The organism is Pantoea sp. PSNIH1 (assembly GCF_007680655.1).
Taxonomy (GTDB): domain Bacteria; phylum Pseudomonadota; class Gammaproteobacteria; order Enterobacterales; family Enterobacteriaceae; genus Pantoea; species Pantoea eucrina.
Genome location: NZ_VEIP01000001.1, coordinates 662,169 through 680,207 on the forward strand (window position 1 = coordinate 662,169; position 18,039 = coordinate 680,207).

Sequence of the window (18,039 nt, forward strand, 5' to 3'; positions counted from 1 at the left end):
TAGGTTCCTGTGGTTATGCGGCGGGCTTCCCGCTCAATGCGTCATACTCTACGGCGTTCACCGGCAGCGTAAAAGCGTAATAATTCGAGGCCAATGTTCGAATTAATTGAATAAGCCAGCCGGAGCGGCTCAGCCAGCAGGCTGAGAATATGCTATTATGGCGTCCGGTAATTGATTGAATCTGCCGGGAAAGCGTCCCGGCGCCGCGCGTGTTTTCGCCGTGCTGCACTAACAGGTAATCCATCCCTATGTCATCATCCATTGAATCACCTTTAGCACCACTCTGGGCCCGGCTTGATGCGCTGACGCTGCGCGATCGCCAGCGCCTGCAGCGACGTCTGCAGGGTGCGGCAAAGGTGAAAATCAGCGCCGCACAGCAGACCATTGCCGCAGAGCTGGCGGAGGAATTCAGCGTTGCCGAACAGCGCATCGCCCGGCGCGTGGCCGGCACCCCGCGCATCACCTTTCCTGAGAATCTGCCGGTCAGCCAGAAGCAGCAGGCGATATCAGACGCGATTCGCGATCATCAGGTAGTGATTGTTGCCGGTGAAACCGGATCGGGTAAAACTACTCAGCTGCCAAAAATCTGCCTGGCGCTGGGACGCGGCGTGAAAGGCCTGATCGGGCACACGCAGCCGCGTCGTCTGGCAGCCCGCACCGTGGCGAGCCGCATCGCGGAAGAGCTGGAGACCGCGCCGGGAAGTACCATCGGCTATAAAGTCCGTTTTACCGATCAGGTCAGCGACAGCACGCAGGTCAAACTGATGACCGACGGTATCCTGCTGGCGGAGATCCAGCAGGACCGGCTGCTGCTGCAGTACGACACCATCATTATTGATGAGGCGCATGAGCGCAGCCTTAACATCGATTTTCTGCTGGGATACCTGCGTGAGCTGCTGCCGCGCCGCCCCGATCTCAAAGTGATCATCACCTCCGCCACTATCGATCCGCAGCGCTTCTCGCGTCACTTTAATAATGCGCCGGTTATCGAAGTGTCAGGCCGGACTTACCCGGTGGAGGTGCGCTACCGGCCTATCGCGGAAGAAGCGGATGAGAGCGATCGCGATCAGCTGCAGGCCATTTTTGACGCCGTGGATGAGCTGGGGCAGGAGAGCCGTGGCGATATATTGATCTTTATGAGCGGGGAGCGTGAGATCCGCGACACGGCCGATGCGCTGATGAAGCGTGATTTGCCGCATACCGAGATCCTGCCGCTCTACGCGCGTCTCTCCAACGCCGAGCAGAATCGCGTGTTTCAGTCCCACAGCGGGCGGCGCATTGTCCTGGCCACGAACGTGGCAGAGACCTCGCTCACCGTGCCGGGCATCAAATATGTCATCGATCCCGGTACCGCGCGAATCAGCCGCTACAGCTATCGCACCAAGGTGCAGCGCCTGCCGATTGAGCCGGTTTCACAGGCTTCGGCAAACCAGCGTAAAGGGCGCTGCGGCCGCGTTTCGGAAGGGATCTGTATCCGGCTCTACTCCGAGGCTGATTTCCTCAGCCGGCCCGCTTTTACCGATCCGGAGATCCTGCGGACCAATCTCGCGTCGGTGATCCTGCAGATGACCGCCCTGGGGCTGGGCGATATTGCGGCGTTCCCGTTTGTGGAAGCGCCTGACAAACGAAATATTCAGGATGGCGTGCGGCTGCTGGAAGAGCTGGGCGCCATTACTCTTAATGAAAATGAGCACTACCGGCTGACGCCGTCCGGTCGTACCCTGGCGCAGCTGCCGGTGGATCCGCGGCTGGCGCGGATGGTGCTGGAGGCGCAGCGCTTTGGCTGCGTGCGCGAGGTGATGATTATCGCGGCGGCGCTCTCGATTCAGGACCCGCGCGAGCGGCCGGTCGAGAAACAGCAGGCGTCCGATGAGAAACATCGCCGCTTTGCTGATAAAGAGTCTGACTTTCTCACCTTTGTTAATCTCTGGAACTATATCCAGGAGCAGCAGAAAGCGCTGTCGGGCAACCAGTTCCGCCGCCAGTGTAAAAGTGACTATCTCAACTATCTGCGCGTGCGCGAATGGCAGGATATCTACACCCAGCTGCGTCAGGTCGTGCGTGAACAGGGGATGCCCGTCAACAGCGAGCCGGCACCTTATCGTGAGGTGCACTGTGCGCTGCTGACCGGCCTGCTGTCGCATATCGGACAGAAAGATGCGGAGAAGCAGGAGTTTACCGGCGCGCGCAACGCCCGCTTTGCCATATTCCCTAGCTCCGGTTTGTTTAAAAAACCGCCGAAATGGACCGTGGTGGCAGAACTGGTAGAAACCAGCCGCCTGTGGGGCCGGGTGGCGGCACGCATCGATCCGGAGTGGATTGAGCCGCTGGCTCAGCACCTCATCAAGCGAAGCTACAGCGAACCGCACTGGGAGAAAGCACAGGGCGCGGTGATGGCTACGGAAAAGGTAACGCTCTACGGGCTGCCCATCGTGCAGGCGCGTAAAGTGAATTACAGCCGCATCGATCCGCAGCTGAGCCGCGAGCTGTTTATTCGCCATGCGCTGGTTGAGGGCGACTGGCAGACGCGCCACGCCTTTTTCCGCACCAACCTGAAGCTGCGCAGTGAAGTTGAGGATCTGGAGCATAAATCACGCCGCCGCGACATTCTGGTGGATGATGAAACGCTGTTTGCGTTTTACGATCGCCGTCTGGGCAAAGAGGTGGTCTCTGCCCGTCACTTTGACAGCTGGTGGAAGCAGGCCAGTAAAGAGAATCCGGACCTGCTCAACTTCGACAAGCAGATGCTGATCAAAGAGGGAGCAGATAAGGTCAGCCAGCTCGACTACCCTAATGTCTGGCAGCAGGGCAACCTGAAGCTGCGGCTCACCTATCAGTTTGAGCCAGGCGCCGATGCGGATGGCGTGACCGTTCATATCCCGCTGCCGCTGCTGAACCAGGTGGATGAAGCCGGTTTTGAGTGGCAGATCCCTGGCGTGCGGCGTGAGCTTATCATCGCGCTGATTAAATCGCTGCCCAAACCGCTGCGCCGCAATTTTGTGCCGGCCCCCAATTACGCGGAAGCGTTTCTCGGTCGCGTTCAGCCGCTGGCACAGCCGCTGCTGGATGCGCTGGAGCGTGAGTTCCGGCGCATGTCAGGCGTGACGATTGAGCGCGATGCCTGGCACTGGGATCAGGTGCCCGATCACCTTAAAATGACGTTCCGCATTGTGGATGAGCACAACCGCAAGCTGCAGGAAGGTAAAGATCTGCATCAGCTGAAACAGGCGCTGAAAGGCAAAGTGCAGGAGACGCTGTCGAAGGTTGCCGATGATGGTCTGGAGCAGAGCGGCCTGCACATCTGGAGTTTTGGCGACCTGCCACAGAGTTATGAGCAGAAGCGCGGCAGCTATCAGGTTAAAGCCTGGCCGGCGCTGGTAGATGAAAAAGATAGCGTGGCGATCCGCCTGTTTGACAGTGAAGAGGAGCAGCAGAAGATGATGTGGCGCGGTCAGCGTCGCCTGCTGCTGCTGAACATTCCGTCACCGGTTAAATATCTGCATGAAAAGCTGCCGAATAAAGCCAAGCTCGGGCTCTACTTTAATCCGTATGGCAAAGTGCTGGAGCTGATAGACGACTGTATTGCCTGCGGCGTTGATAAGCTAATGGCGGAGGCGGGCGGCCCCGCGTGGCAGCAGCAGAATTTTGAGCAGCTGCGCGATAAAGTGCGGGCGGAGCTGAACGACACCGTGGTGACGATTGCGCAGCAGGTTGAGCAGATCCTCACCTGCGTGTTCAATATCAACAAATTTCTGAAAGGCCGCGTGGATATGACGCTGGCGCTGGCGCTGGCAGATATCAAACAGCAGATGAGCGGTCTGGTCTATCGCGGATTTGTCACCGGCAACGGCTACGATCGGCTGGGGGATACGCTGCGCTATCTGCAGGGAATCGAGCGCCGTCTGGAGAAGCTGCCCGCCGATCCGCACAGCGATCGCGCCCGCATGCTGAAGGTACAGGCGGTGGAACAGGCGTGGAACGTCTGGCGCAGCAAGCTGCCGCCGCAGCGCCGGGATGATGCCGATGTAGTGGCGATCCGCTGGATGATTGAAGAGCTGCGCATCAGCTACTTTGCTCAGCAGCTGGGTACTCCCTATCCGGTTTCAGATAAGCGGGTGCTGCAGGCGATGGAGCAGCTGAGCTGAATGCATAATGCGCGCAGGTGTGCGTGATCGCGCGCCTGCCTGCTTATTCAGCCAGCTCTTCGAGTTTATCTTTAAATGAGGTCACGGCAATGGCCCGGTTGTCAGCGCGATAGCGATCGACCGGCGCCGGTGCCGAACTCTGTACGGCGATGAGCTGCCAGCCATCATCTTTTTTCAGCAGCAGCGGGGAGCCGCTGTCGCCAGGCAGCGTATCGCACTGGTGCGAAAGCACGGCGCGCTGCGCCCAGCCGGTGACTATACAGTCGCTATGCGAATAGAGTGAATCGAGGTGATCGGCCGGATAACCCGCCTGGGTGACTTTGCGTCCGCTCTCTTTGAGCGCGGCGGTGAGATCGCTGCGTGAGCCATCAAACAGCGGGATCGGCACAATACCTGAAGGGGGGTTGTGCAGGATCACCAGACCATAATCGTAAGGCGCGGCGGCAGAGGGCACAATCCAGCCCTCGCCATCGGCCTGCAGGCGCCGCGCCAGCGACGGCTCAACCCGGGCATCTATATCGTGAATTTCGTAACGCCAGCCTTTTTCACCCGCCATAAAGCGCAGCGCAACCGGCTTATCGAACCGCCCTGGCGGTGTCAGCAGGCAGTGGCCGGCGGTCAGGGCCAGATGAGCAGAGATCAGCGTGGCGGTGCAGAGGTTGCCGCTTTCCGTCTCCAGCTGACCAATGGCATCCCAGGGCGCAGCGGCCACGTCGCTTATTGCCTGGCGATGGTCTTTACCAAAAAACAGCGTCTTGATCTCTTCGGGACTCAGCCCGTCTTCATCATCGGCGTGTGCTGTGAGGGTAAAGCCGAAAATACCAATAAATAACAGAATTGCCAGGCGCATAGTTCTCTCGACAGGGAGAATAAAAGGGAGTTTTTGTTATCACGCTTAGGCGATAACTATAGTCGGTGAGCGGTAAAAAAGGGAGAAATATTGGAGTAATCAGCGCGCTACAGCCATCAAATAAAAAAACTGGCCGCGACAATGCCGCAGAGAATCATCACAAAGAGAATAATTTCGAAGCGATAGCGACGCACCATTTTTCGCTACTCCAGTAAATAAACACCCGGCATAACCGGGTGTTTTAAACAACATCGTGGTGTTGGCGCGAACTTATTTCGCTGATTTTTTCATTTTGTGATGCTTTTTAGCTGCCTGCGCTTTCTGCGCAACTTTAGCGTGGTGCTTTTTAGCCGCCTGCGCCTTCTGTGCAGCAGGTTTAGCGGATTTCACGTGGTGCTTTTTGGCAGCCTGCGCTTTCTGTGCAGCGGGCTGAGTTGATTTTTTGTGATGCTTTTTAGCGGCCTGCGCTTTCTGTTCAGCAGGCTTGGTTGCTTTTTTATGATGCTTTTTCGCAGCCTGGGCTTTCTGCGCAGCAGCTTTATGTTTGTGATGCACCATTTTATGTTTAGCTGGCACAGCGGTAGTGGAGCTGGTGGTGGCAGTTGCCGCCGGAGCAGCGGTTGTCTCAGCAGCAAAAGCAGCAGAAGAGAGACCCATAGCAGCGGCGATTACCAGTGCACATAATTTTTTCATCGCTTAATCCTCGGACTATTTTTCATATGTAGCCCACTGCGGGGCCGGTGAAAACACTATATGAAAAAGCGATTTCGCTTTCCGTGAGGGATTGGTATCGGCGTGTAACGGATTGTACAAGGCGGGAAAGTGGCGGCCGTTGCGGCCGCCTGCGGGATCAATCTGCGAGGTAGCGCTGCTCAAGGTGCTGACGGAAATAGTCCGGGTTCAGCGCTTCACCGGTGGCGTTGCGCAGCAGCTGTTCAGTCGGGAAGCGACTGCCGTGCTGCCAGATATTCTGCTGCAGCCAGTCAAATACCGGCTGCAGCTCGCCGTTAAGGATCAGCGTCTCCAGCTGCGGGATCGCGCGCTTAACCGCCTGATAAAGCTGTGCCGCATACATCGCACCCAGCGTATAGGTCGGAAAGTAACCGAACGCGCCGTCGGTCCAGTGGATATCCTGCATACAGCCATCGCGATAGTTGCCACGGGTATCAATGCCGAGCGACTGCTGCATTTTTTCATCCCACAGCGCCGGAATATCCTCTACCTCAATCTCACCTTCAATCAGCGCGCGCTCAATCTCATAGCGCAGAATAACGTGTGCCGGATAGCTCAGCTCATCGGCATCGACGCGGATAAAGCCAGGCTTAACGCGCTGCGCCAGACGAATAAAGTTAGGCGTCTCCAGCGCAGGCTGCTCACCCATCAGCGCGACGACCTGCGGCTGAATATGCTGCAAAAAGGCGCGGCTGCGGCCCAGCTGCATCTCCATAAACAGGCTCTGCGACTCATGAATCGCGGTAGAGCGCGCCAGGGCCACTGGCTGACCCCGCCACTGCTGTGGCAGATTCTGTTCGTAGCGCGCGTGCCCGGTCTCATGGATCACACCCATCATGGCGCTGAGAAACTCGCTTTCGTTGTAGCGCGTGGTGATGCGCACGTCGTCCGGCACACCGCCGCAAAAAGGGTGGGCGCTGACATCCAGACGACCATGATTGAAATCGAAGCCGAGCAGCTTCATTACGCTCAGCCCCAGCTGCTTCTGTGACTCAACGGCAAAGGGTCCCAGCGGCTGAAGCGGCGCCTGCGCCTGCTTTGCCACCGCCCGCTGCAGTAAATCAGGCAGCCAGCTTTTCAGCGCGCCAAAAGTGGCGTCAAGCCGGGCGCTGGTCATGCCTGGCTCATACAGATCCAGCAGCGCGTCATAGCGCGACGTGCTGGCCGCAGCGGCGCGCAGCTGCGCCTCTTCCCGGCTCAGCCGGACAACCTCTTTGAGGTTAGCGCTGAAGCCCTGCCAGTCATTCGCCGGGCGCTGCGATCGCCACGCATGCTCGCAGCGCGAGCCCGCCAGCGATTTTGCTTCGACCAGCGCGGCGGGAAGCAGCGTTGCCTGACGCCAGGCGCGCTGCATCTCCGCCACGTTTGCCTGCTCAACATCGTTCAGCGACTCCTGCTCAGCAGCAGAGAAAAGCCCTTCCAGCGCCGGCGCGGTCAGCAGCTCATGCATAAACACGCTGAGTTCGGCCAGCGCTTCGCCACGCGCCTGACTGCCGCCGGGCGGCATGGTAGTCTGCATATCAACCCCGGCAATCGCACCGAGGTGACCGAAACGGGAAAGGCGCTGAAACGTGCGGGTAAGTTCCTGATAAGCTGATGTCACAGCCAGATCTCCTTAAGCGGGTAAGCGGGGGGGTGTCTCACGCAAGGGTAAATCAACCGGCCAGCAAAAGCGAACGCTGGCGCCGCCGAGCGGCGAGCTCTCGACCACCACCTGACCCTGCAGCGCCTGGGCAATCGAATGGACGATAGCCAGCCCGAGGCCGCAGCCGCCGGTCGCGCGATCGCGGCTGGGATCGAGACGAACGAAAGGCTCAAAAACCCGCTGGCGCTCTTCGGCCGGAATGCCGGGACCATCATCCTCTACCTGCAAAATGCCGGTTGTGCCGTCAAACCAGAGGCTGACGCGCAGCCGCTCAGTAGCGTAGCGCAACGCATTATTGACGAGGTTATCCAGCACCCGCTCCATCAGCCGCATGTCGGCGCTGCCGGTATTCTGCAGCTGCGGAATATCCAGCGCGATCTGGGTGTGCGGCTGCATACTCTGTACATCAGCAATATAGAGCCGCAGCCACTGCGCCAAGTCGAACGACTGCAGATGCAGGTCGACCCGCGGACGGTCCAGCCGGGCATAGGTCAGCAGTTCTTCAATCAGGCTCTCCAGCTGGCCCACATCGCGATTCAGCGCGGCGGACTCCGCCTCTGTCAGGTTATCGCTCATCTCCAGCCGGTAGCGCAGGCGCACCAGCGGCGTGCGCAGCTCGTGGGCGATGCCATCAATCAGCTGTTTTTTGCTGGCCACCAGCGTATTGATGTTATCCGCCATCTGGTTAAACGCCACGCCGAGACTGTGAAGGCTGGAGGTGCTTTCAAAATGGGTGCGCACGTCCAGCTCACCGCGGCCAAAGCGCTCCGCGGCTTTCTCCAGCCGCTGCATCTCCTGCCAGTGCGGACGCAGCCAGATAAATACCGGCAGTGCCAGCGACATACCGATAAACGCCACCAGCGCAATATCCAGCAGCCGCATCTGATGCAGATAAAACAGATAGGGGATAGGCCCGACAGAGAGCACGTAGTGGCTGCGGGGAATATGCTGCAGAAAGGTGTATTGATCGTCGAGCGCGACAATTTCGCCGGCGCGCAGACGTTTCATATCCCTCTCATCAAGCTGGTATTTGCTCATGGGTTCGATATTGAGATCGAAGGAGAGGTCAAGATCGAGACTGCGGATAGTTTTGTTCCAGTCACGCGGCGGGATCTCGCGCAGCTCGCTGCGCATCAGAAACAGCGAGCTGGCCATCAGGTCATTCATCGACTGCCGGCCAGCCCGCTCGGCGGTAAACTTATACACCAGGCCCACCAGCAGGGTCATCACCAGAAAGCAGACAAACAGCAGCAGGTAAAACTGAATAAAGAGCTTTCTCATCAGCTGCGGGTATCCCAGGCCTGAGGCGCAAACAGGTAGCCTTTGTTGCGGATGGTTTTGATGCGAAACGGCTCAGTCGCGCTGTCATAGAGCTTTTTGCGCAGCCGCGAGATAGCCACATCAATACTGCGATCCATGCCGTCATAGCTCACGCCGCGCAGCGTCATCAGCAGCGCGTCGCGATCGAGGATCTCGCCGGCGTGGCTGGCCAGCTGCCACAGCAGATCGAAGTCGGCCGTTGAAAGCGTAATGTTCTCATCAAACAGCAGCACCTGACGGTTCAGCGCATCGATGGTCAGCGAACCAAACCGCAGCACTTTCTGCGACTGCTGCTGTGCCGGCGTGCTCTCCGGCTTGTTGACCACCGCCTGACGCAGATGCAGACGCAGCCGCGCCAGCAGCACGGCAGGGGGCGTGGTCTTGAGAATGTAGTCATTGGCGCCCATTTCAAGCGCGAGAATATGGTTCATATCGCTGTCGAGTGAGGTCAGCAGGACAATGGGACCACTCCAGTGCGCCCGCAGGTCGCGGCAGAGCGTCATGCCATCTTTACCCGGCAGCATAATATCCAGCAGGACCAGATCCGGCTGGACGTTAAGAATCGTCGCCTCGGCGCGATCGCCGCGCGTTTCGACCACCACGTCAATATCATGGCGACCCAGATAGGCGGCGATCAGCTCGCCGACTTCCGGCTCATCTTCAACATAGACAATTTTGTTCATAGGTAAGCGCGCTGAAAAAGAATGGCAGCAGCATAGCTTTTCCTGGTCCTGAGCACTACGCTACCGCACGAAATATCCCTGTCTCACTGGTATGTATACCGTGAAATGTGCCATTATTAGCGGCGCGTTAAGGCGCAAGGTTCGGAACCGCATTGAAAAACAGGAGGAGTGCGAGGGTGTCTGATAAAGAGCTGGCTTCAGCCGGATACAGTGATCGCATCTGCTTCAATTACAGTGACTTTCTCTCCGCTTCCTGCAAAAAACGCTGGAGCTTTGTTGACGCCATTTACGGTGTCATGCCCATTTTTGGCATGGTAACCCGTAAGTCCGCTCACAGCTTACAGGCCAGCGACGATCATCTGAAAGAATTAGCGTTGCAAATCATTTCAACGCAGGTCAGCGATGAGATCAATATCGCCCGGCTGATTACGCTGGCGGAGCAGCAGCATATCAGCCGGTTTGATATTCAGCTGCCTTATCCGCTCTCTGCGGAACAGCTTGATGGGATCCACCTCGAATACAGCAAACCCCTGAATCTTACACAGCAGAACGATCTGCTGTGCGTCTCCATTCCGGCACTTGCGCATTGATTACTGCGTAAGCTGCCACAGCGCGGGCAGCGATGCCGCCATCAACAGCACAATCGCCATGCGTTCCAGCTGCAGCAGCGGCTTGTCACCGCGTCCGCCGCGGCGCGCGTAGAGAAACAGCAGCAGTCCCGGCGCGTAAAGCACCACGGAGAGCAGCAGATGCAGCGGGCCTGAGGCGTAGAGCAGCCAGAGGCCATACAGCGTGGCACCCAGCCCGATGCTCATCGCCAGCGGTTTCTGCTGGCCGCGCACCACCTTCATCAGATAGAGTCCCACCAGCAGGTAAGGCACCAGAATCATCTCTGAGGCGATTGTCAGCAGGGTATTGTAGTCAGCGCCGGTCAGCGCGATGGCGATCAGGCAAACCTGTACGCTGCCGTTGGTCAGCCACAGCGACGCCGCAGGCGAGTTATGACGGTTTTGTCGGGCGAGGCTGCGCGGAAATGCACCCTGCCGGGCAGCGATAAAGGGAACTTCAGCCGCCATGATGGTCCAGCTGAGATAGGCGCCGCAGACCGAGACAATCAGCCCTGCGGCTATCACCGCATCGCCCCAGTGACCCAGCAGATGCGTCATCAGCCCGGCCATTGACGGGTTGCGCAGCTGCGCCAGCTCAGCGCGCGGGATCACACCCAGCGAGAGCAGCGTGACCAGCAGATAAACCAGCAGCGCCGCCAGCACCGCCAGCAGCGTGGCGCGCCCCACATCCTGTTTATTGCGCGCACGCGCCGATACCACCACGGCACCCTCAACGCCGATAAAGACCCACAGCGTGATAAGCATGGTCTGCTTGATTTGCTGCCACAGCGGCTGACCCAGCTCAGCGCCGCTGAAATCAAAGCTGAACCGGTCATAATTAAATGCCAGCAGCGCCAGCACCACAAACAGCAGCAGCGGGACCAGCTTGCCAAGCGTGGCCAGCATATTAATGCTCGCTGCGGTCTGCACGCCGCGCAGCACCAGCCAGTGTACCAGCCAGAGCAGCACCGAAGCGCCCAGCATCGCCTGCCAGGTGTTACCGTCGCCAAACACCACGTGCTGCGGCGTATCGGTAAAAAAGCTCAGCGCAGAGAACACAATCACCAGATAAGAGACGTTGGCGATCACGGCGCAGAGCCAGTAGCCCCACGCCGAGCAGAACCCCGTCAGCTCACCAAATCCGGCGCGGGCATAGGTAAAGATACCGCCGTCGAGCTCCGGTTTGAGCCGCGTCAGCAGCAGCATTGCGAGGGAGAGAAAAATAATACCCACGCCGGTGATGAGCCAGCCGATGAGCAGCGCCGCCGGACCCGCGACGGCCGCCATATTTTGCGGCAGACTGAACACGCCCGCGCCAAGCATGGAGCTGAGCACCAGAGCCGTCAGCGCGCTAAGACCTAATTTTTTATCCAAAATGCCTTTCCTGAACAGCAGAGTATGCTGGGTCGTGAACTTTCCGTAGAAGTGTAGTGCACCATCAGGCGCAGATTAAAACGGAATCCCCTGAAAACAGGCGGCAGATTTTACGAGGAGGAGAGGGGGATGGCAATGCAAGAGTATGCAGATTTGTGCAGGAACTATGCAAACAGCAGGGCAGTCTGGCTGCCCCGCTGCATCATTATTTAAACAGGTCGGCGGTAACGGTAAGGTTGCCACCGCTCTGGTTCTGCCACTGGCGCGTGATGTGGTAATACTTCGCGCCTTTGGCGATAGCCCGCTTGCCGACGGCCTCTGAAATCTCAGTCGGCGTGCCGAAATGATCGGAGAAGGTGATGGTATCAAACGGCTGCATCTGCGCGGCGGTAATCGCATTGACTTCCTGCACGCTGCGGCCGTCTGACTGCTTCACCGTATAGCGTTTGCCGGTTGAACTCTGCGTCTCAAAGAAGCGACCTACATTGGTGCTCGGCGTATCAGAAGAGGCTACACCCGGCAGCGCCACGCGCGACGCCGCTGCGCCGCCAGCGGCCAGCGCGGCTTTTCCGGCTTCAGAATCAGCAGGAATCGAGTTTGATGTATCCTGGACGATACGCGCTTTGGCATCAGCTTTATAGACATAGGCGGTGACGTACTGATTGCCGCCGTTATTGGCATCAACCTGGCGCACGATAAAGAATGAGGCGGCGCCTTTTTTCTGTGCGGCTCTGGAGATCGCATCATTTACCGCAGGCTGGCTGGAGAAGAAGCCACTGACTGAAACCGTGTCGAACGGTTCAAGGCGGTAGGCTTCCGCTTTCGGCAGCTCTTTAACGCCGTTGATCACGCGATACTGCGTATCGGTCGATGCTTTAGCGGCGTCCGCTTTGTATAAATCTGCGGTGACGCGCCAGTTGCCGCCGTTACCGTTGGTATCATTGATGCCCTGAACGTAAAACGAGTCAGCGCCTTTCTCATCTGCTGCTCTCGAGACTGCGCTGGTGGCATCACCGATTGCGTTGAAGCGGCCGTTGATATTAATACGTTCGAATGGTTTCAGGCCGGCCGCTTGTTCCGGCGTCAGCTCTTTGGCAGCAAACGCGTTAGCTGCCAGCAGCGATAACAGAGTAGACGCCAGAATGGTGTTCTTCAGCTTCATAAAAATGATCCTTCGCCTTACGCAAAATGAGTACGAAAACGTGCTGGACTCTTGATGTATAACAGATTAGCCGCTGATTATTGCATGTAATAATCAGCCTGTCTCAGCCAATTTAGCGTGAATGCCGTATGGATGCATGTCTCTTTTTGCGGCAATATTTTTTCTGAAATCGCGGACGCATCTGTCGGGCAGTTAAGCGCGTAGCCCGTTCAGGCTACGCGCTGCGGTATAGGATGTTGTTAAGCGGGGCAATGGATCAGGACGGGCGTCATCATGCAGGGGCGCCGCAGCGCCCGTGACGGTTAATCCTCTTCATCTTCCTCATCATCACGATCGACCGGCGATTTAAAATCATCCGGCTTGATGGCCAGTAAATCACAGCGCAGATGGTCGATAACCTGCTCAGCGGTGTTGCCAAGAAAGGCCGCCGAGAGGCCGGTACGGCCAATCGTACCAAGCACGACAATACCGGCATCCAGCTGTGAAGCGATATCGGGGATCACCTCTTCCGGCAGGCCTTTAGCGACGTGAGTAAACTCTTCACCAATGGAAAATTTCTGTCGCAGCGCTTTCATCGCCACCAGATGCTGACCGCGGATAGCGTCGTTATAGACGCTGGGATCAAAATCGGGCAGCTCAATGGCGATATTAATCGGCGTAACCGGATAAGCGCCCACCAGATGGACTTCGGTGTGATTTACCATTTCCGCCAGACGCGCGGTTTCGCGGATCAGTTTCTGATTCAGCTCATCGTGATGCGGCTCTTCGCTGGCGAGGTTTACCGCCACTACCGCTTTACCGCCTTCCGGCCACGGCTGATCTTTTACCATCCACACCGGGCAGGGACATTTACGCAGCAGATGCCAGTCGGTGGGGGTAAAAATAACCGACTCCAGCCGGTCATGCTGGTGTGCCATTTTCAGCACCAGGTCATGATTGTGCGCCAGCACCTCCTGAATAATCGCTTCAAAAGGGCGGTTGTGCCAGACCACTTTGATTTCGATATCTACGCCGGCATCCAGATAGGCCTGCGCCTGCTCACGGATCCACTCGGTGCGCTGGCTAATCACCCCTTTGCGCATATTGGTGCGCTCATCAGGCGAAAGCAGGGTGGTCATTTCATAGGAGAAATCATAGATAGGCAGAAACGCTTTAATTTTTCCGCCGATGCGTTGATTCAGATAAACCGCGCGACGCAGCGCCGGCTGATCGTCCTGCTGAGGATCGATCGCGACCAGAACATGTTGGTAACGGGACATAGCGCACTCTCCTTAGACCCAGGCCATATGGAATAAAGATAGCCTAAGTTTCGGGCGTGCAGAAGCGGAAAAGGTGTAGCCGGATCAATAAAATAACAATTACTGACCCGGCATTGCCTCAGGCGGGTTGTTCCGCCTGACCCGCCAGCTCAGAGAGCAGGGCGTGATCTTCAATAGTGATATATTTGCCTTTAACAGCCAGCATGCCGCTTTTCTGAAAACGCCCCAGCAGGCGGCTGATGGTTTCAACCGTCAGTCCCAGATAATTGCCGATATCGCCGCGCGTCATGGTCAGCCGGAACTCGCGCTGCGAAAAACCGCGCTGGCCAAAGCGCCGCGAGAGATTCCAGATAAAGGCGGCCAGACGCTCTTCAGCATTTTTTCTGGAGAGCAGCATAATCATATCCTGATCGCCTTTAATCTCTCCGCTCATCAGACGCATCATCTGCTGACGCAGTGCGGGCATTTTGCCTGACAGATCGTCCAGCGTCTCAAAAGGGATTTCGCAGACCATGGCCGTCTCCAGCGCCTGTGCAAAGCCCGGGTGCTTAGCGTTAACGATGGCATCAAACCCGACCAGGTCGCCTGCCAGATGAAAGCCGGTGATCTGCTCGTCGCCCTGTTCGGTAATGGTATAACTCTTGATTGTGCCGGAGCGAATGGCATACAGCGACTTCAGTTCGTCACCCGCCTTGAATAATGTCTGGCCTTTCTGAATCGGCTTTTTACGTTCGATGATGTTGTCCAGCTGATCAAGCTCATGCTCATTCAGTGTGAAAGGAATACACAACTGGCTGATACTGCAATCCTGACAGTGGATCGCACATCCGCCAGACTGAATACGTCGAATGCTGCGTTTTTCCTGGATCATATCTGTACGCTCGATGATTATTGACTGCCGTCAATTTTACCATTTTTCTTCCTGCTGTGAATGCATGCAGGCTGGATCTGGCACAAAAACCTTACAAATAATGGGTATTCGCCCGATTGATCTCACCCGCGCGGCGTAACAGCATCCGTCCTCTGCGGTGCAGACCTTTTACCCCGTACGGCAACCTTTGCTATTCTTCAGTTTTATCAGTATGCCGTGCGCATATGCTTAATCGGGTATGGGGAAACATGATGAACCTTGATGATGAAGACCTGTTCCGCGATGCCATGGGGGATGTCACGCCCCTGAAAGATTGTGCTAATACGCAGTGGCTGCGTGCGCCCTCCACTAAAGCACCACGGACTGTGCCGCCGGAGAGCGAAGAGAACTTTCTTACGCGCGGTTTTCTGGAGATTGTCCCGCTCACATCACCGCTGGAGTACCGGGCAGAAGGCATTCAGCAGGGCGTCGTGGATAAAGTGCGGCTGGGCAAGTATCCGCTGGAGGCCAGCCTGAATCTGCTGCGTCAGCCGGTGGAGACCTGCCGCCAGTCGCTGTTCAGTTTTATGCAGGAAGCGCGCCGGCAGGGGCTGCGTAATTTGCTGATTATTCACGGCAAAGGACGTGATGACGAGTCGCATGCCAACATTGTGCGTAGCTATCTGGCGCGCTGGCTGCAGCAGTTTGATCAGGTGCAAAGCTTCTGTACCGCACAGCCGCAGCACGGCGGTGCGGGCGCGCTTTATGTGAGTTTGCGTAAAACTGAGCAGGCGCGGCTCGACAACCGCGAGCGGCATGCAAAGCGCAGCCGCTAATGGTGAAACTTGCGGATCGTGGCGATCAGCACCTCGGCGCTGAGGCTGAGCGGATAGCCGCTGCGGGTGATGATCCCTACCGGTTCGCCCGGACCGGGTGAGGCGAGCGGCAGTGCATGCAGGGCATGGTGTTCAAGATCCTCCTTGACCGCGCCAGAAGGAACAAACCAGACGTAGTCGTAGCGCAGCGCCAGCTGGCGGGCAAGGGAGGTAGAGGAGGTTTCAACGCAGTCCGGAGGCAAACTGCAGCTCTGCTCATCCAGCATATGCTGCGCGATGCGGCGCGGCGCGGTGCCTTCCGGCGAGATCACCACCGGCCACTGCATGGCGCGGGACAGTGTGACGTTGTCACTTAAAAGCGGATGTTCCGGCCTGACGACCAGCTTCAGCGACTCCAGAAACAGCAACTCATAACTTAACCCCGCCATCATTTCACTGCTGGCCATGCGGCCAATGCCGACATCAAATTCACCGGCGCGCAGCCCGGCCAGCAGCACGTTGTTGTGCAGCGTGGCTACCTGCACCGTGGTGTTTGGCTGCTGCTCATGAAAGCGGTTCAGAATCTGCGGTAACATGCCCATTGCCGCCGTGGTCAGCGCCCCCAGCCGGATAATAACCGGCCGTCCCGGTGCCGGCGCGTTAAAGCTTTGCGCAGCATGATTCAGCGCGTCCAGCACTTTTACTGCGTAAACCAGAAACTGTTCGCCCGCCGTGGTCAGCTGCGCGCCTGAACGCCCGCGATCCAGCAGGCGCGCGCCTGCCAGCTCTTCAAGCTCATTCAGGGTCTTGGAGAGCGCAGGCTGGCTCAGGCTGAGCGTCTCTGCTGCACGCCCCAGCGTTCCCTGTTGCGCAACGGCGACGAAAGCGTGCAGATGGCGCAGGCGAATGCGCTGGCTGAAAACCGTGTTTTTATCCATAGGGTCAACGTAATCCGTAAGGGCTGGCGAGAGCAACCAGCAAAAATGCGTTCTGTTAACTTAATTGCAAAATGAATTTAACAAAAGTCTTTTCATACACGGCCTCCCTTAACCCCTTGTTTTTGCAACCTGGTCCCGACTGGCTGAAAAGCAGTTTTTGCAAAAGTATGTTTTATCAGAGGCTTAAATCGTTCTGTTTTTGAGTGAAACGGGCGTCATGTGAAAAAATTGTGCAGTGCAGGGTTAACGATGGGCTATCATATCCGCCGTTTTTTTTACCAAAACTGATGACCTTTTTGCTGAACAGCAGGAGTTAAACCGTGACCAGCGCCGAAGCCGTAGATGTTCGCCAGTTAATCAACCGTCATGCGCTGAGCCACTGGCAGAAACGGCTTATCGCGCTCTGCTTTGTGATTGTGGCACTGGACGGTATGGATATCGCGCTGATGGGGTTCATTGCGCCCGCGCTAAAAGCAGGCTGGGGCGTAACAAACCATCAGCTGGGCATGGTGATCAGCGCCGCGCTGATTGGTCTGGCGCTGGGGGCGATGGTGGCCGGGCCGCTGGCCGACCGCTATGGGCGCCGCATCATGATCCTGCTCAGCGTGCTCTTTTTTGGGCTCTGGACGCTGGCCACCGCGCTGGCGCAGAACATCGAGCAGATGATGCTGTTTCGCTTTCTGACCGGACTGGGGCTGGGCGCCGCCATGCCCAACGTGGGCACGCTGGTGGCGGAATATGCTCCTGAACGTCGCCGATCTTTTATTATCACCGTAGTCTTTTGCGGCTTCACCTTTGGCGCAGCGGCTGGCGGATTCGCAGCATCCTGGCTGCTACCGCGCTACAGCTGGCACGCGGTGTTACTCATGGGCGGCATTTTGCCGTTGCTGGTGCTGCCCTGGCTGATGTATGGCCTGCCGGAGTCGGTGCGTTTTCTGATTCACCAGCGCGCGCCGGCGGCGCGTATACATGCGATCCTTGAGCGTATGCTGCCAGGAGAGGTGGCGCCAGGCAGCCGCTATCACGCCAGTGAAACTCTGAACGTGCGGCGCGGCGCGATAGCTACCGTGGTATCAGAATCCTATCTGTTTGGCAGCCTGATGCTCTGGGGCGGCTATTTTATGGGACTGTTTCTGGTCTACCTTATTGGCAGCTGGCTGCCGTCGCTTATCAACACGCTGGGGATGTCGCTCACCGAGGCCGCGATTGTCACGGCCATGTATCAGGCGGGCGGCACGCTGGGCTCGCTGTTTACCGGCTGGCTGATGGACCGCATGAACGCCAGTCTTGCGCTGGCGACCATCTACTTCTGCGGCGGCATTGCGATAGTTGCGCTTGGCTTCTCTCCGGCGCAGGTCGGATTGATGAGCGCAATCGCGTTCTGCAGCGGCTTCTGTTTTAACGGCGCCAATACCGGCATGAATGCGCTCTCCGCTCACTTCTATCCCACACACGCCCGCGCCACCGGCTCAAGCTGGATGCACGGCGTAGGCCGTATCGGTGCGATTCTCAGCGCGTTTGCCGGCGCAGAGTTGCTGACGCTGGGCTGGGCGTTTAGCCAGATTTTCCTGCTGCTGGCGATACCGGCCGTGCTGACAACCCTGATGCTGGTGCTCAAGTACCGCTTTGCCGATCCAAAACCGGGCGTGGAGTGACAG

15 protein-coding genes are annotated in these 18,039 nt (G+C 57.6%); 4 read left to right on the forward strand and 11 right to left on the reverse strand.

The window, feature by feature from the left end:
* Positions 1–13: 13 nt before the first annotated feature.
* Complete coding sequence (locus FS690_RS03090; protein ID WP_145339057.1) at positions 14–262, reverse strand: hypothetical protein; 249 nt, start codon at positions 260–262, stop codon at positions 14–16.
* Between FS690_RS03090 and hrpA the strand changes: the two genes are divergently transcribed.
* Positions 249–4,145 carry an ATP-dependent RNA helicase HrpA gene (hrpA, locus tag FS690_RS03095; RefSeq protein WP_145339058.1) on the forward strand — a complete coding sequence of 1,299 codons (3,897 nt, stop codon included), beginning with the start codon at positions 249–251 and terminating at the stop codon, positions 4,143–4,145. The genes FS690_RS03090 and hrpA overlap by 14 nt on opposite strands.
* A gap of 43 nt (positions 4,146–4,188) precedes the next feature.
* Here the strand turns inward: hrpA and FS690_RS03100 are convergent, their stop codons facing one another.
* The 5 genes from FS690_RS03100 to rstA form a co-directional block, all read right to left on the reverse strand.
* Complete coding sequence (locus FS690_RS03100) at positions 4,189–4,995, reverse strand: serine protease (RefSeq protein WP_039384464.1); 807 nt, start codon at positions 4,993–4,995, stop codon at positions 4,189–4,191.
* Positions 4,996–5,265: 270 nt separating this feature from the next.
* Complete coding sequence (gene asr / locus FS690_RS03105; RefSeq protein ID WP_104084998.1) at positions 5,266–5,688, reverse strand: acid resistance repetitive basic protein Asr; 423 nt, start codon at positions 5,686–5,688, stop codon at positions 5,266–5,268.
* Between the two features lie 157 nt (positions 5,689–5,845).
* Positions 5,846–7,330, reverse strand: a complete 1,485-nt coding sequence (locus FS690_RS03110; protein WP_039384459.1) for a carboxypeptidase M32 — start codon at positions 7,328–7,330, stop codon at positions 5,846–5,848.
* 12 nt (positions 7,331–7,342) lie between these two features.
* On the reverse strand, positions 7,343–8,653 hold the full coding sequence (gene rstB, locus FS690_RS03115; protein ID WP_145339059.1) for a two-component system sensor histidine kinase RstB: 1,311 nt from the start codon (positions 8,651–8,653) through the stop codon (positions 7,343–7,345).
* Entirely contained in the window at positions 8,653–9,375 is a 723-nt protein-coding gene (gene rstA / locus FS690_RS03120) for a two-component system response regulator RstA (RefSeq protein ID WP_039384454.1), read from the reverse strand. Before rstA ends, rstB begins: the two co-directional genes overlap by 1 nt.
* 176 nt (positions 9,376–9,551) lie before the next feature.
* Here rstA and FS690_RS03125 point away from each other — a divergent pair, with 176 nt between their 5' ends.
* Positions 9,552–9,965: a hypothetical protein gene (locus FS690_RS03125; RefSeq protein WP_039384453.1), complete on the forward strand. Its 414-nt coding sequence runs from the start codon at positions 9,552–9,554 to the stop codon at positions 9,963–9,965.
* Here the strand turns inward: FS690_RS03125 and FS690_RS03130 are convergent, their stop codons facing one another.
* The 4 genes from FS690_RS03130 to FS690_RS03145 form a co-directional block, all read right to left on the reverse strand.
* Positions 9,966–11,357: a basic amino acid/polyamine antiporter gene (locus FS690_RS03130; RefSeq protein ID WP_039384450.1), complete on the reverse strand. Its 1,392-nt coding sequence runs from the start codon at positions 11,355–11,357 to the stop codon at positions 9,966–9,968.
* A gap of 205 nt (positions 11,358–11,562) precedes the next feature.
* On the reverse strand, positions 11,563–12,519 hold the full coding sequence (gene ydgH / locus FS690_RS03135; protein ID WP_039384446.1) for a DUF1471 family protein YdgH: 957 nt from the start codon (positions 12,517–12,519) through the stop codon (positions 11,563–11,565).
* A 302-nt stretch (positions 12,520–12,821) separates the two neighbouring features.
* Complete coding sequence (gene uspE / locus FS690_RS03140; RefSeq protein WP_071668843.1) at positions 12,822–13,778, reverse strand: universal stress protein UspE; 957 nt, start codon at positions 13,776–13,778, stop codon at positions 12,822–12,824.
* 118 nt (positions 13,779–13,896) lie between these two features.
* Positions 13,897–14,649 carry an FNR family transcription factor gene (locus tag FS690_RS03145; protein ID WP_039384441.1) on the reverse strand — a complete coding sequence of 251 codons (753 nt, stop codon included), beginning with the start codon at positions 14,647–14,649 and terminating at the stop codon, positions 13,897–13,899.
* Positions 14,650–14,900: 251 nt separating this feature from the next.
* On the opposite strand from FS690_RS03145, the gene smrA reads away from it, so the two are divergent.
* Complete coding sequence (gene smrA, locus FS690_RS03150) at positions 14,901–15,464, forward strand: DNA endonuclease SmrA (protein ID WP_071668842.1); 564 nt, start codon at positions 14,901–14,903, stop codon at positions 15,462–15,464.
* Here smrA and FS690_RS03155 read toward each other — a convergent pair.
* On the reverse strand, positions 15,461–16,381 hold the full coding sequence (locus FS690_RS03155) for a LysR substrate-binding domain-containing protein (RefSeq protein WP_071668841.1): 921 nt from the start codon (positions 16,379–16,381) through the stop codon (positions 15,461–15,463). The genes smrA and FS690_RS03155 overlap by 4 nt on opposite strands.
* 320 nt (positions 16,382–16,701) lie before the next feature.
* Here FS690_RS03155 and FS690_RS03160 point away from each other — a divergent pair, with 320 nt between their 5' ends.
* Positions 16,702–18,036 carry an aromatic acid/H+ symport family MFS transporter gene (locus tag FS690_RS03160; protein WP_145339060.1) on the forward strand — a complete coding sequence of 445 codons (1,335 nt, stop codon included), beginning with the start codon at positions 16,702–16,704 and terminating at the stop codon, positions 18,034–18,036.
* Positions 18,037–18,039 lie beyond the last annotated feature (3 nt).